Origin of the sequence: Mycolicibacter acidiphilus (genome assembly GCF_018455725.1) — a bacterium.
GTDB classification, from domain to species: Bacteria; Actinomycetota; Actinomycetes; order Mycobacteriales; family Mycobacteriaceae; genus Mycobacterium; species Mycobacterium acidiphilum.
The window spans coordinates 1-13,439 of record NZ_JAHCLR010000017.1; the positions used below are offsets into that span (position 1 = coordinate 1).

The following is a 13,439-nucleotide window of genomic DNA, read 5'->3' on the forward strand; positions in this document are numbered from 1 at the left end:
GTGTCGGACACGTGGAAGTCCAGCGGCGGGCTGGCCAGCATGACACCGGTCAAGCCGCCCGCGAGGAACGTGACGATGAAGCCCATCGCGAACAGCATCGGGGTCTCGAAGGTCAGCTGGCCCTTCCACAGGGTGCCGATCCAGTTGAAGAACTTCAGGCCGGTCGGGATGGCGATCATCAGGCTCAGCAGCGAGAAGAACGGCAGCAGGATGGCGCCGGTGGCGAACATGTGGTGCGCCCACACCGCGGTGGACAGACCCGCGATCGTCATCGTGGCGTAGACCAGGGTGACGTAGCCGAAGATCGGCTTGCGGGAGAACACCGGGAAGACCTCGCTGACGATGCCGAAGAACGGCAGCGCGATCACGTACACCTCGGGGTGCCCGAAGAACCAGAACAGGTGCTGGTAGAGCATCACACCGCCGTTGGCGGAGTCGTAGATGTGCCCGCCCAGGTGCCGGTCGTAGGCCAGCGCGAGCAGCGCGGCGGTCAGCAGCGGGAAGATGATCAGCACCATGATCGAGGTGATCAGGATGTTCCAGGTGAAGATCGGCAGCCGGAACATGGTCATGCCGGGGGCCCGCATGCAGGCGACCGTGGTGATCATGTTGACCGCGCCCAGGATGGTGCCCAGACCACCGACGGCCAGACCGCAGATCCACAGGTCCGCGCCGGCACCCGGCGAGTGCAGCGCGTTGGACAGCGGGGTGTAGGCGGTCCAGCCGAAGTCGGCGGCACCGCCGGGGGTGATGAACCCGCCCAGCGCGATCAGCGCGCCGAACAGGAACAGCCAGTAGGAGAACGCGTTCAGCCGCGGGAACGCCACGTCCGGCGCGCCGATCTGCAGCGGCAGCACCAGGTTGGAGAACCCGAACACGATCGGCGTCGCATAGAACAGCAGCATGATCGTGCCGTGCATGGTGAACAGCTGGTTGAACTGCTCATTGGAGAGGAACTGCAGGCCCGGCGCCGCCAGCTCGATGCGCATCAGCAGGGCCAGCAGGCCACCGATGAAGAAGAACGCCATACAGGTGACGACGTACATGATGCCGATCAGCTTGTGATCGGTGGTCGTGACCATCTTGTAGAGCAGGCTGCCCTTCGGGCCCGACAGAGGCGGGAACGGCCGACTGGCCTCCAACTCTGCACGGGGGGGTGCTTCGGCGGTCAAGATTCCTCCAAACATGGGCATCCTGGGAAACTTGAGAGGAATCCTAACCCCGACCGCCGCCGCATCGGTATAGGCCTCCTACAAACCGTCGTATTCGTCTCCTTCGCGGGCCGCGAATCGGTGGGTGTTAACGTCACGGCGTGACCAGGGCGGACGGGATCGGGCTGGCGACAGCGACTCTGACAGTGATGTTGGTCACGTTGACCGGCTGCGGGAGCGGCGGGTCGGGTCCGGCCGCCACGCCGACCGTCACCACCACGACGATGGTCGCCGGCGCCGGCGTGCTGGGCAACGATCGGCGGCCCGACGAATCGTGTGCGGCCGAACCGGCCCGGGTCGACCCCGGCCCGCCGCAGCGCCCGGTGCACAACGCGGCCGGCGTCGAACCGGCCAGCGTCGAGGTGCACGAGGATCCGCAGCGCATCGTGGTGCTCTCCGGCGATCAGCTCGACGCGCTGTGCGCGCTGGGCCTGCAGTCCCGGGTGGTGGGCGCCGCACTGCCCGACGGCTCCGACCACCAACCGTCCTACCTGGGCGTGGCCGTCCACGCGATATCCGGCGTCGGCAGCCGCAGCACGCCGGACCTGGACGCGATCACCGCGGCGCACCCGGACCTGATCCTCGGTGTGCAGGGGTCGACGCCGTACGCCCAGCTGGCCCAGATCGCCCCGACGGTCATCACGGCTGCGCCGGGCGCGGCGTGGCAGGACAACCTGCGCACGGTCGGCGCGGCCACGTCGCGCACCGGCGCCGTCGACGAGCTACTCGACAAGTTCGCCGAACACGCCGCCCAGTCGGGCGAGGCCGACGACGCCACCCACTTCCAGGCGTCGGTGGTTCAGCTGACCGAGGACACCCTGCGGGTGTACGGAACCGCGAACTTCGCCGGCAGCGTGCTGCGGGCCGTCGGCCTGGATCGGCCGCCGGCACAGCGGTTCACCGACAAGCCCTACCTGGAAATTCCCACCGCCGACCCGGACCGCACCGACTTCTCCGCCGCCGACGGCGACATCGTCTACATCTCGTTTGCCTCCCCCGCGGCGAAGGCGCGGGCCGGGGCACTGTTCGACAGCGCCGGCTGGCGCCGACTGTCCGCCAAGCGCGACAGCCGGGTCTTCGTCGTCAACAACGAGGTGTGGCAGACCGGTGAGGGGCTGATCGCCGCCCGCGGTGTCGTGGCGGACCTGCGCTGGGTGAACGCCCCGATCAACTGACCGGACCCGTACGGGCGACCGCCAAATTACTTTGGTAAGCTATCAATTTGAATTCGTTGATTTCCTGATGCCGATTAGAGGGTTCCTGCACCGATGAGCACCGTCTCCGCCTACGCCGCCACATCCGCCACCGCCCCGCTGACCAAGACCACGATTACCCGCCGCGAACCCGGCCCGCACGACGTCGCGTTCGACATCGTCTTCGCCGGCATCTGCCACTCCGACATCCACACCGTCAAGGGCGAGTGGGGCAAGCCCCGCTACCCGGTGGTGCCCGGCCACGAGATCGCCGGCGTCGTCACCGCCGTCGGCTCCGCGGTGACCAAGTACCAGGTCGGCGACCGGGTCGGGGTCGGCTGCTTCGTCGACTCCTGCCGGTCCTGCCCGAGCTGCGTCGCCGGGGTGGAGCAGTACTGCACCGGTGGCGGCATGGTCGGCACCTACAACGCTGTCGGCCGCGACGGCGAGCCGACCCAGGGCGGGTACAGCGGCGCGATCGTCGTCGACGAGAACTACGTGGTCCGCATCCCGGACTCGATTCCGCTGGACGCCGCCGCTCCCCTGCTCTGCGCCGGCGTCACGCTGTATTCGCCGCTGCGGCACTGGAGCGCCGGTCCCGGCAAGCGGATCGCGGTGGTCGGCCTCGGTGGCCTGGGCCACATGGGCGTCAAGCTCGGGGCGGCGATGGGCGCGGAGATCACCGTGCTGTCGCAGTCGCTGAAGAAGATGGAGGACGGGCTGCGCCTCGGCGCCCACCACTACCACGCCACCAGCGACCCGGAGACCTTCAAGAAGCTGCGCGGCAGCTTCGACGTCATCCTCAACACGGTCTCGGCCAACCTGGATCTGGGCGCCTACCTGAACCTGCTCACCGTCGACGGCACGCTGGTCGAACTGGGCATGCCCGAGCACGAGATGAAGGTGCCGCCGTTCCCGCTGGCCGGCATGCGGCGCAGCCTGTCCGGCTCGATGATCGGCGGCATCGCCGAGACCCAGGAGATGCTGGACTTCTGCGACGAGCACGACGTGCGCCCGGAGATCGAGGTGATCGCGCCGGACTACATCAACACCGCCTACGAGCGGGTGCTGGCCTCCGACGTGCGGTACCGCTTCGTCATCGACACCGAGTCGCTGCGGCAGCCCTAACCGGCTGCCGCTTCGGCCGGCGCGTGCTCGGGATCCGCCGACGATTGGTGTGCCCGAATCCATCCCGCGGTGTAGCCGCACACGATCAGGACCGTGGCCGCCAACAGCAGCAGCCCGACCTCGTAGTTGTTGTGCACCCGGTCGTAGGTCTCGGTCATGACCATCGGCGGGAAGAAGCCGCCCATCTCACCGACGGCTGACACGATTCCGGTGACCGCGCCGAGGGAGTGGCTCGGGGTCCGCCAGGCCACCCACTCGAACACCGCACCGGTGCCGATGCCGATCGCCGCCGCCAGCGCGGTGAACACCGCCCCCGCCCACAGGTCGGCGGGGGGTTTGAAGGCCGCGGCGACGGCCAGGACAGCCATCGCGATCAGAGCGGCCATGACCACGTACTTCGCCGCGATCCGGTCGGCCAGGACCCCGCCGACCGGCCGGGCGAGCACCGCCACCAGCGCGAACACCGCAGTACGGTCACCGGCCTGAATCGCCGAGAAACGGTAGACGGTGTCGATGTAGGTCGGCAGGTAGACGCTGAACGCAACGAACGCCCCGAACACCACGCCGTAGAGCAGCGACATCTCCCAGGTGACCCGCAGCCGGCCGGCGATCTTGAGTTCGGTCAGCAATCCACTGCCGGTCGGTGCGTAGTAGGGCCCGTTGCGCATCGCCAGGAACGACACCGCCGCCGCCACCGCCAGCAGGACGGCGACGAGCAGGTGCGTGGCGAACACCCCGAGCGCCTGCGCCAGCAGGGGGGTGAGGTACGCCGACAGTGCGGTCCCGGCCATGCCGACGCCGAAGACACCGGTGGCGAAACCGCGATGATCCGGCTCGTACCATTCGCTGACGAACGGGATACCGGCCGCGAATGCCGCACCCGGTATCCCCAGGAAGAGGCTGGCCGTCAGCAGCAGTGCATATGACCCGGAGTTCGCCGCAGCACCCACCGCCAGCACCGGAACGGTCGAGACCAGACACACCGCAGCCGTGACGATCCGACCGCCGAATCGGTCGGTCAGCGGCCCGACGATCAACCGGCCCAGGGTGGCGGTGAGCAGGGGCGCTGCGACCAGCAGCGATTCCTGACCGCCGCTCAGCGACATCATCTCGCGATACGTCATCGCCAGCGGGGCGACCAGCGCCCAGGCCCAGAAGTTGATCACCGAGACGCCGGTGGCAACCATGAGCTGCATCCCTGGCCGTCGGCCAGTCGTCAGTGCCCCACGAACCTCCATGACGCCATGAAACCATCGCTGAACTGGATGCTCGCTGTCAGCACGGTGTGACAGTGGCGGGAGTCTATTCCGGGGCTGCCGGTTCTCGCGTCCGCAGCCGGAAAACGGTGTAGGCCAGCGCGATCAGTGCGGTGGCGATCAGCAGCAGCAGTCCGACGGTGTAGTCGTTGTGCACCGGGTCGTAGGTCGCGCCCATCACCAGTGGCGGGAAGTAGCCGCCCAATCCTCCTGCGGCGGAGACGATTCCGGTGATCGACCCCAGCGATCCGGCCGGCGCGCGGCGAGTCACCCAGGCGAACACCCCGCCGGTACCGATGCCGAGTGCGACGGCCTGCGTGATGAACGTGGCCGCCGACCACACGTCCGCCGGCGGTTTGAAGACCGCCACCGAGGCCATCGCCGCGACGCCGACCAGCGATCCCGCCACCACGTACTTGGGCGGCATCCGGTCGGCCAGCCATCCGCCGACCGGTCGGGCCAGCACCGCAGCCAGCGCGAACGCCGCCGTGCGTTCACCGGCATCGATCTGCGAGAACCCGTAGATGGTCTTGATGTAGACCGGCAGGTAGTTGCTGAACGCGACGAACCCGCCGAACACCACCGCGTACAGCAGTGACATCTCCCAGGTGACCCGCAGTCGTGCCGCCGCCAGCAGTTTCGGCACCACCGGGGCGGTGTAGGGCCGAAAGTACGGGCCGTTGCTCAGCACGGCCCAGCACAGCAGTGCGGTCAGCGCCAGTGCCCCCGCGATGATCAGGTGGGTGTTGATCAGCCCGATCCGCCGCACCAGGCGCGGGGTGAAGAACGCGGACAGCGCCGTGCCCATCATGCCCATACCGAAGATACCGGTGGCCAGGCCGCGACGGGACGGCTCAAACCAGTTGTTGGCGAACGGGATTCCGATCGCGAACACCGCGCCCGGCACCCCGAGCAGCAGCGCGGAGGCCAGCACCAGGGGAAAGCGGCCGGCCTGCTCGGCGAAGCCCACCAGCAGCACCGGGACGATTGACGCCACCGAGGTGCCGATGAACATCGCCCGGCCACCGAACCGGTCGGTCAGCGGGCCGGCGATCATCCGTCCCGCCGAGCCGACCAGGATCGGGGTGGCCACCAGCAGCGCTACCTCGGTGGTGCCCAACGACATTCGAGCCGCGTCGGTCATCGCGACCGGGCCGATCAGGTTCCACGCCCAGAAGTTGATCACCGACACCCAGGTCGCCAGCGCCAGGTGCACCCCCGGTCGCGCTTCGGCGTCTGGCCTTATGGCGCTGCCCATCGGCCCATGAAACCACCGCGGCTCGCCGTCGATGCGGCGTTTCAGCGGAATCTCGCGGCCTGCTTAGAAGTCCCAGTCGGAGTCTTCGGTGACGACGGCCTTGCCGATCACGTACGACGAGCCCGACCCGGAGAAGAAGTCGTGGTTCTCATCGCCGTTGGGGCTCAACGCCGACAGGATCGCCGGGTTGACGTCGGTCTCGTCGCGCGGGAACAGCGCCTCGTAGCCGAGGTTCATCAGCGCCTTGTTGGCGTTATAGCGCAGGAACTTCTTGACGTCCTCGGTCAAGCCCACCGAGTCGTAGAGGTCCTGGGTGTACTCGACCTCGTTGTCGTAGAGCTCGAACAGCAGCTCGTAGGTGTAGTCCTTGAGCTCCTGACGCTTGGCGTCGTCGACCGTTGTCAGGCCGCGCTGGTACTTGTAGCCGATGTAATAGCCGTGCACCGCCTCGTCGCGGATGATCAGTCGCAGCACGTCGGCGGTGTTGGTGAGCTTGCCCCGGCTCGACCAGTACATCGGCAGGTAGAAGCCGGAGTAGAACAGGAAGCTCTCCAGCAGCGTGGAGGCCACCTTGCGCTTCAGCGGCTCGTCACCGCGGTAGTACTCCATCACGATCGCAGCCTTGCGCTGCAGGTTGGAGTTCTCCTCCGACCAGCGGAACGCCTCGTCGATCTGGCTGGTCGACGCCAGTGTGGAGAAGATCTGGCTGTAGCTCTTGGCGTGCACCGACTCCATGAAGGCGATGTTGGTGTAGACGGCCTCCTCGTGCGGGGTCAGCGCATCCGGGATGAGGCTGACCGCGCCGACCGTGCCCTGGATGGTGTCCAGCAGCGTCAGGCCGGTGAAGACCCGCATCGTCAGCTGCTTCTCGTCGTCGGTGAGCGTGCCCCAGGAGGGGATGTCGTTGGAGACCGGCACCTTCTCCGGCAGCCAGAAGTTGCCGGTCAGCCGGTCCCAGACCTCGAGGTCCTTGTCGTCCTGCAACCGGTTCCAGTTGATCGCCGAGACCCGGTCGATCAGCTTCAACTTCTCACTCATCAGAACCCCATTCCGCCCGCCGATAACTAGGCCTCTGACACTACCCCTGGGGTGCGACAACCGAGCGGAACACAAAGTGTTGTGTTCGTCGTGTCGCCTCAGCGGGCGGCCGCACCCGAGCGCACCCCGAAAAACCGGTACTCGGCCGGCCGCAGTTTGCGGGTGGATCGCCAGTATTGCCAGGTCATCCCGCTCCACAGGGTCCGGTTCACACCGTGCTCGTCGAGGTACCAGCTGCGGCAGCCCCCGGTGTTCCACACCGTCGTACCCAGCCGATGCTGCAGCTCCGCGTTGAACCGGTCCTGCGCGGCCCGGCTGGGCGCCAGTGCCTGGGCACCGAGGTCGTCGACGGCGGCGATCGCCGCGGCGACGTAGTGGATCTGCGACTCGATCATGATCACCACCGAGGTGTGCCCCAGCCCGGTGTTCGGCCCGAGCAGGAAGAACAGGTTGGGCATGTCGGCGACGGTGATGCCGCGGTGCGCCGCCACCCCCTCGGTGTTCCAGCGGTCGACCAGGTCTTCGCCGCCGGGTCCCTTGATGTCGACGTAGGTGTAGGAGTCGACGACGTGGAATCCAGTGGCGTAGACGATCACGTCGACCGGGTGCTCGACACCGTCGGCGGTGACGATCCCGTGCGGCGTGATCCGGTCGATGTGCTCGGTGATCAGCTCGGTCTTCGGGTCGGCGACCGCCCGGTAGTAGTTGGGCGCGTAGAGGATTCGCTTGCAGCCTGCCCGGTATCGCGGCGTCAGCCGCCGGCGCAGGTCCTTGTCGCGGACGTTGGCCCAGATGTTCGCCCGGCCGACCAGTTCGACGCCGCGCAGCAGACCGGGCCGCCTGGTCATCGCGAAACCCAGACCTTCCAGCCCCCAGTAGATCGCGGTCCGCACCGCCCAGCGCAGCCCGGGCACTCTGGAGAATGCGGTCAGCACGAATTTGGGGAACGGCCGGTTCGGTCGGGGCACCACCCACGGCGGGGTGCGCTGGTACAGCTGAACCTGCGCGACCCCGACGTCGTCGCGCACCAGTTCCGGCACGATCTGGATCGCGCTGGCACCGGTCCCGATCACCGCGACCCGCTTGCCGGCCAGTTCCACATCGTGCCGCCACTCCGCGGAATGGAAGGCAGCACCGGCGAATTCATCGATGCCGTCGATGTCGGGCAGCCGCGGGATGTGCAGCGCACCGGCGCCCGAGATCAGGAACTGGGCGATGTATTCATGACCGGACTCGGTGAACACGTGCCAGCGGAATTCGTCGTCGTCCCAGTGCGCGCGCTGCACCCGCTCACCGAACCGGGTGCGTTCCCGCAGCCGGTATTTGTCGGTGACGCCCCGGAGGTAGTCGAGGATCTCCGGTTGCGGGGAGAACAGCTTGCTCCAGGTCGGCTTCGGCTCGAACGAGAACGAATACAGGTGCGACGGCACATCGCAGGCACACCCCGGGTAGGTGTTGTCCCGCCACGTCCCGCCGACGTCGTCGGCCTTCTCCAGGATGAGGAACTCGACGCCGCGGCGCCGCAGTTCGATACCCATGCCGAGCCCGGAGAACCCGGTCCCGATGATCAGCGCACGGGTGCGTATCGGCGCCTCGCTGGGCGTTTCGCTCGCCGCACGATCGGCGGCCCGTTCGGTGACGGCCATGTCGCACAACTTTCCCGGGAACGGCGGTACTGGGTATTTTCCAGTGTCTCCGCGGTGACCGGTGGTGTCAACGAATCCGGTCAGGCGACCGGCTGGCGCTGCACCGCCTCGTGGATGGGCTGATCCGGGTCGATCGTGATGCCCAGTAGTTCGGCGGCGCCGTTGATCACGCCCATCATGATCGTGGTGAAGTAGGTGGTGAACGCGTCGTGCGGAATCCGGCGCGGGCTGTCCACATCCGAGCCCAGCCACCAGTCGGTCGTCGAGGCCGCCGCACCGAACGCCGCGAACGCCGCGAGCTCGAAGGCGGAGCGGTCCAACTCCATCTCGTGCAGCTCGTTGTTGAACATCTCGGCCATCGCCAGGGTGATCTCACGCCCCTCGTTGAGGGTGCGCATCGTCGACTCGGACTGCTCCGGGAACCGGCCCTGGATGAAGAACCGCAGCACATTCGGGTGCTCGTCGACGAGCGTGACGTATTCCTCGACGCTGCGCCGGATGACGGTGCGGACCGAGTCGACGGTCAGGTCGATCGAGGGGAAGATCGCCGCCCACAGGTTGTCGCGGAGCCGCTCTCCGATCGCCTGGAACAGGTCCGACTTGTCGGTGAAATGGCGGTAGATCTTCGGCTTGGCGGTGCCGGCCTCCTCGGCGATCTGCCGCACGCTCAGATCCGGTCCGAGCCGGTCGATCGCCCGGAACGCGGCTTCGACGATCTCGCCGCGCACCTTCTTGCGGTGCTCACGCCAGCGCTCACTGCGCGCGTCGACCCGCTGGCCGCCGTTCTCGGCCGGCTTGGGTCTACTCGTTCCGCGCACGTCAAGCACCTTACCGCCTGGTCCCGGCTGACCTGGGCAGACCGTCCGGGCGCGAGGTCCGTTAGCATCGACCGACGGTTCCGGCCCTTCGGCCGCCTAATTGTGAGACGAGACTGGCGTGACGCAACGATTCGACCTGGCCATTGTCGGCGGCGGTCCGGCTGGATCGGCCGCCGCCTGGCAGGCCCGCCAGTCCGGTGCGAACGTCGTCGTCCTGGACAAGGCCGAGTTCCCGCGGGACAAGCCCTGCGGCGACGGCCTGACGGCACGGGCGGTCAGCTACCTGCAGAAGATGGGGCTGGCTGAGCAGGTGGCGGAGTTCCACCGGGTCAACCGGGTCACGGTGTTCAGCCCCAGCCGCTGGGAACTGTCGTTCCCGCAGCGCCCCGGCATGCCCGACCACGGGCACACCGTCAGCCGCACCGTGCTGGACACGCAGTTGCTGCGTCATGCCGCCGCGGCGGGCGCCGAGGTGCGCGAGGGCGCCGAGGTGTCCGGGCCGATCCTCGACGACCGCGGCCGGGTCACCGGGGTGACGCTGAAAAGCGGCGAGCAGGTGCTGGCCGACGCGGTGATCGCCGCGGACGGCGCCTACTCCCCCATCAAGCGCGCCCTGAAGCTCGACTCGGCCTACAACGGCTACTCGGCGATCGCGATCCGCGCCGAGATGCAGGCCAACCGGCCCGACTCCGACTCGCTGGACATCTACCTGAAGCTGGCGTTCCAGGGTGACCAGCTGCCCGGTTACGGCTGGGTGTTCCCGATGGGCGGCGGCCGGTTCAACATCGGACTGGGTTACGTCAACAGCTACAAGAACTGGCAGGCGATCAACGCGACGCAGTTCCTGGGCGAGTTCTTGGCGACGCTGCCGCGGGACTGGGAGCTGCCGCCGATCACCGAGTTGAAGCAGTCGAAGATGGTGCGCGCCTGGCGGCTGCCGATGGGCTTCACCGCGTGGCCGCCGTGGCGACCGGGCGTGCTGTTCGCCGGCGACTCGCTCGGCGCGGGCAAGCCGGCATCCGGCGCGGGCATCTCCAAGGCGCTGGAGTCCGGGTTGACCGCCGGTGAGTGCGCGGTGGCGGCGTTGAACAACGGCGGGCCCGACGACTTCACCAACTACGCGCAGCGCATGGAAGCGGCCTGGGGCCGGGAGTACAAGCGCGGCCGGGTGTTCCACAAGCTGCTCGGCTACCCGCGGGTCGCCGACGCCGGGGTGCGGTTGATCGACAATGCCGCGTTCCGCGACCGGATGCTGCGGGCGCTGTACAAGAAGGCGCAGGGGCCGCAGCACACCTACTGACGCCCGAGTCGGAATCTCACGACGCGACACGCCGTCTGGGCGTCGTGGGATTCCCGGTCGGCGGGTGAGGTCAGCGCCGGCCGCGCTGCGTCCGCCCCGGCTTGCGGGCGGTTTTGCCCGCAGCGGCGCGGGCGGCCTGCTTGGCCAGCGTCTTCTCCCGGGCGGTGCGTTTCGGTACCGGTTCGGCCTGCCCGCGCGACGAATTCGGTTTGCGGCCCCGCACGATCCCGACGAACTCCTCGACCAACTCCGGTTGCGGCCCGGCCGGAAACGCAAGCGCGACCGGGCAGGTGGGCGCGTCGGTGATCGGACGGTAGGTGAGGTCCTTGCGGTGGTGCAGCCGCGCCAGCGACTGCGGCACGATCAGCGCGCCGAGCCCGGCGGCGACGAGTTCTATTGCGTCCCCGGTGGTTTCGGGCCGGTGCTCGATCGGCTCCCCGGGCGCAGCCGGCCAGTCGACGACGTCGTCGAGGGGAAGCAGGGTGGGTTCGCCGTCGAGGTCCGCGCTCGTGACCGCGTCGACGGCGGTGAGCAGGTGCTCTTTCGGGACCACCACCACCGCCGTCTCCTCGTAGAGCGGGATGATCGCCAGCCCCGTCGTGTCGACGGGCGGCCGCAGCAGCGCCACGTCGACGGTGCCGTCCCGCACGGCGGCGGGCGCGTCCGCCGCGGTCACCGGGTGCAGGTCCAGGGCGACGCCGGGATGCCGCTCCGCCCAGATCCGCGCCCACTTCGCCGGTGTCGCGCCCGGGACGTACCCGAGGGTCAGGCAGCGCGCGGTCACGGCATCAGGCTACCGATAGGCTGATGCCATGAGCAGGCCGAACACGCAGTCCATGAAACCCGCCACGGCGGCGAAGAAGCTGGACGTGTACCTGCCCGCCACACCCGCGGAGTTCCAGGCGAACCCGATCACCCGTGACGAACTCGCCGCCCTGCAGGCCGACCCGCCGCAGTGGCTCAAGGATCTGCGCAAGAACGGGCCGCACCCGAAGAACCTGGTCGCGGCGAAACTGGGCATCACGATCGCCGGCCTCGGCCGCAGCGGCGGCGACGACGCGCTGACCACCGAGCAGATCACCACGCTGCTAGAGGAGCAGCCGCCGTGGCTGGTCGCCGAACGGGAGAACTACCAGGCGGTGCAGTCCGAGCAGCGCCGGGTGAAGGCGCTGCAGGCGGAGAAGGCCCGCACCGACACCCGCTGATCAGGGCAGTCCGAGAAAATCCCGAAGCCAGGTGTCGACCTCGCGCATCGTTGCCGCATCAACGACACCCGCGACGTCCACGAGCCGTTCACGGGCAATCGTCCGGGGCTGTTCCGTCATTGCAAACGTCGGCTGCCCCAACGTCAGCCCGGGTCCTTGCAGCAGCACGTGATTGGGCCAACCGCGATCCGTTGTCGTCGCGGGGACGACGATTGCCAACGTGTCAGCCTGTTCAAGGTAGAGATCGCTGGCGACCACGAGCACCGGACGGCGCCCGGATTGCTCACGGCCGCGCACGGGATCGAGTTCGGCCCAGGCCACCATGCCGCGTCGCAAGTCGCGGGACGCCTCAGCCGTCATCGAGTGTTACGTCCCAGTCGCGAAACTCGTCCCAGTACTGTGGGTCGGCACCGCGGACCGCACGCCCGAAAAGCTCCATGCGCCGGCGTCGTTCGTACCCGTCCACCAAGCCCTCGATGAAACCGGCCGCGGTCACGCCGCGCTCCTGCGCTTCCCGGTTGATCCGGTCGCGGAGTTCGACCGACACCTTGATCGTCGTGGCCATGTGACGAGTATACGGAGTCGTATACCTTGGTAGTCTGCGCAGATGAACTGGGCTGAAGGGCCACTGCTGGCGCTGGATATCGAGACCACCGGCACCGATCCCTGGGCTGACCGGATTGTCACCGCATCGCTCGTCGAGGTGGGTGTCGGATCGGAACCGAACGTTCAATCATGGCTGTTGAATCCGGGTGTGCCGATTCCGGCGGACGCCGAAGCCATCCACGGAATTTCAACGGCACAAGCATCCAGCGACGGCGCCACGCCGGCACAAGCCTTGGCCGAAATCAGTTCCCGGGTCGCGGCGTGGCTCGAAACGTCCAGCCCGGTGGTCGCGTTCAACGCCTCATTCGATCTGACCATGTTGGAGGCGGAGAACGAACGTCACGGCGTTGCAACCCTGGTGGAACGACTGGGAGAGATTCGCCCCGTGATCGATCCATTCGTTCTCGACAAGAAAATGGACACGTACCGGCGAGGTAAGCGGACGCTTCCGACCCTGGCGGAACTGTACGGCGTCCCACTTGAAAATGCTCACTCGTCGGCTGCGGATGCGGTCGCGACCGCCTTGCTGGTCCCGCGAATCACGGCGCAGTTCCCGGAATTAGGCGCCTACTCGGTCGATGCGCTGCATGATGCCCAAAAACTCTGGCGCGAAGAACAACAACTCAGCCTCGCCAATTACTTTCGGCGACAAGGGAACCTGGACGCCGTTGGGTCGATACGGACCGAATGGCCGATCCACTCGCGCTGATGCACGGATCGGATCCGAGCCTGGGCGCCGCCATGCTGGATGGTCTAGAAATGAGCAGGCCAGGGGACACA

Annotated in this window: 14 protein-coding genes; 5 read left to right on the forward strand and 9 right to left on the reverse strand. The window is 67.7% G+C overall.

Annotated features, from left to right (window positions below; genetic code table 11):
* Nucleotides 1-1,172 (reverse strand): cbb3-type cytochrome c oxidase subunit I (locus tag KIH27_RS10435; RefSeq protein WP_214092924.1); only part of this gene is annotated, 1,172 nt, incomplete at its 3' end.
* Nucleotides 1,173-1,360: 188 nt separating this feature from the next.
* Here KIH27_RS10435 and KIH27_RS10440 point away from each other — a divergent pair.
* Both KIH27_RS10440 and KIH27_RS10445 read left to right on the forward strand, forming a co-directional pair.
* Nucleotides 1,361-2,386 (forward strand): iron-siderophore ABC transporter substrate-binding protein, encoded by a 1,026-nt coding sequence (locus tag KIH27_RS10440; protein WP_214092925.1) that lies wholly within the window; start codon nucleotides 1,361-1,363, stop codon nucleotides 2,384-2,386.
* Between the two features lie 93 nt (nucleotides 2,387-2,479).
* On the forward strand, nucleotides 2,480-3,532 hold the full coding sequence (locus tag KIH27_RS10445) for an NAD(P)-dependent alcohol dehydrogenase (RefSeq protein WP_214092882.1): 1,053 nt from the start codon (nucleotides 2,480-2,482) through the stop codon (nucleotides 3,530-3,532).
* Here the strand turns inward: KIH27_RS10445 and KIH27_RS10450 are convergent.
* The 5 genes from KIH27_RS10450 to KIH27_RS10470 all read right to left on the reverse strand — a co-directional run bounded on the left by KIH27_RS10450 (nucleotide 3,529) and on the right by KIH27_RS10470 (nucleotide 9,548).
* Nucleotides 3,529-4,719, reverse strand: a complete 1,191-nt coding sequence (locus KIH27_RS10450; RefSeq protein ID WP_372451346.1) for an MFS transporter — start codon at nucleotides 4,717-4,719, stop codon at nucleotides 3,529-3,531. The genes KIH27_RS10445 and KIH27_RS10450 overlap by 4 nt on opposite strands.
* Before the next feature lie 115 nt (nucleotides 4,720-4,834).
* Entirely contained in the window at nucleotides 4,835-6,046 is a 1,212-nt protein-coding gene (locus KIH27_RS10455; RefSeq protein ID WP_214092884.1) for an MFS transporter, read from the reverse strand.
* Between the two features lie 63 nt (nucleotides 6,047-6,109).
* Nucleotides 6,110-7,084, reverse strand: a complete 975-nt coding sequence (gene nrdF, locus KIH27_RS10460) for a class 1b ribonucleoside-diphosphate reductase subunit beta (RefSeq protein ID WP_214092885.1) — start codon at nucleotides 7,082-7,084, stop codon at nucleotides 6,110-6,112.
* A gap of 98 nt (nucleotides 7,085-7,182) precedes the next feature.
* Complete coding sequence (locus KIH27_RS10465) at nucleotides 7,183-8,730, reverse strand: flavin-containing monooxygenase (protein ID WP_214092886.1); 1,548 nt, start codon at nucleotides 8,728-8,730, stop codon at nucleotides 7,183-7,185.
* Nucleotides 8,731-8,810: 80 nt separating this feature from the next.
* On the reverse strand, nucleotides 8,811-9,548 hold the full coding sequence (locus KIH27_RS10470; protein WP_214092887.1) for a TetR/AcrR family transcriptional regulator: 738 nt from the start codon (nucleotides 9,546-9,548) through the stop codon (nucleotides 8,811-8,813).
* A gap of 118 nt (nucleotides 9,549-9,666) precedes the next feature.
* Here KIH27_RS10470 and KIH27_RS10475 point away from each other — a divergent pair, with 118 nt between their 5' ends.
* Nucleotides 9,667-10,848, forward strand: coding sequence for an NAD(P)/FAD-dependent oxidoreductase (locus KIH27_RS10475; RefSeq protein ID WP_214092888.1), 1,182 nt, complete (start codon nucleotides 9,667-9,669; stop codon nucleotides 10,846-10,848).
* A gap of 70 nt (nucleotides 10,849-10,918) precedes the next feature.
* Here the strand turns inward: KIH27_RS10475 and KIH27_RS10480 are convergent, their stop codons facing one another.
* A complete protein-coding gene (locus tag KIH27_RS10480) occupies nucleotides 10,919-11,632 on the reverse strand; it encodes a LysR family substrate-binding domain-containing protein (RefSeq protein WP_214092889.1) in 714 nt (237 codons plus the stop codon).
* 28 nt (nucleotides 11,633-11,660) lie between these two features.
* Here KIH27_RS10480 and KIH27_RS10485 point away from each other — a divergent pair, with 28 nt between their 5' ends.
* On the forward strand, nucleotides 11,661-12,053 hold the full coding sequence (locus tag KIH27_RS10485) for a DUF5997 family protein (protein WP_214092890.1): 393 nt from the start codon (nucleotides 11,661-11,663) through the stop codon (nucleotides 12,051-12,053).
* Here the strand turns inward: KIH27_RS10485 and KIH27_RS10490 are convergent, their stop codons facing one another.
* Both KIH27_RS10490 and KIH27_RS10495 read right to left on the reverse strand, forming a co-directional pair.
* Nucleotides 12,054-12,413, reverse strand: coding sequence for a type II toxin-antitoxin system PemK/MazF family toxin (locus tag KIH27_RS10490; protein ID WP_214092891.1), 360 nt, complete (start codon nucleotides 12,411-12,413; stop codon nucleotides 12,054-12,056).
* Nucleotides 12,403-12,618: a toxin-antitoxin system protein gene (locus KIH27_RS10495; protein WP_214092892.1), complete on the reverse strand. Its 216-nt coding sequence runs from the start codon at nucleotides 12,616-12,618 to the stop codon at nucleotides 12,403-12,405. The genes KIH27_RS10490 and KIH27_RS10495 overlap by 11 nt, the downstream gene beginning before the upstream one ends.
* Before the next feature lie 42 nt (nucleotides 12,619-12,660).
* On the opposite strand from KIH27_RS10495, the gene KIH27_RS10500 reads away from it, so the two are divergent.
* Entirely contained in the window at nucleotides 12,661-13,368 is a 708-nt protein-coding gene (locus KIH27_RS10500; protein ID WP_214092893.1) for an exonuclease domain-containing protein, read from the forward strand.
* Nucleotides 13,369-13,439 lie beyond the last annotated feature (71 nt).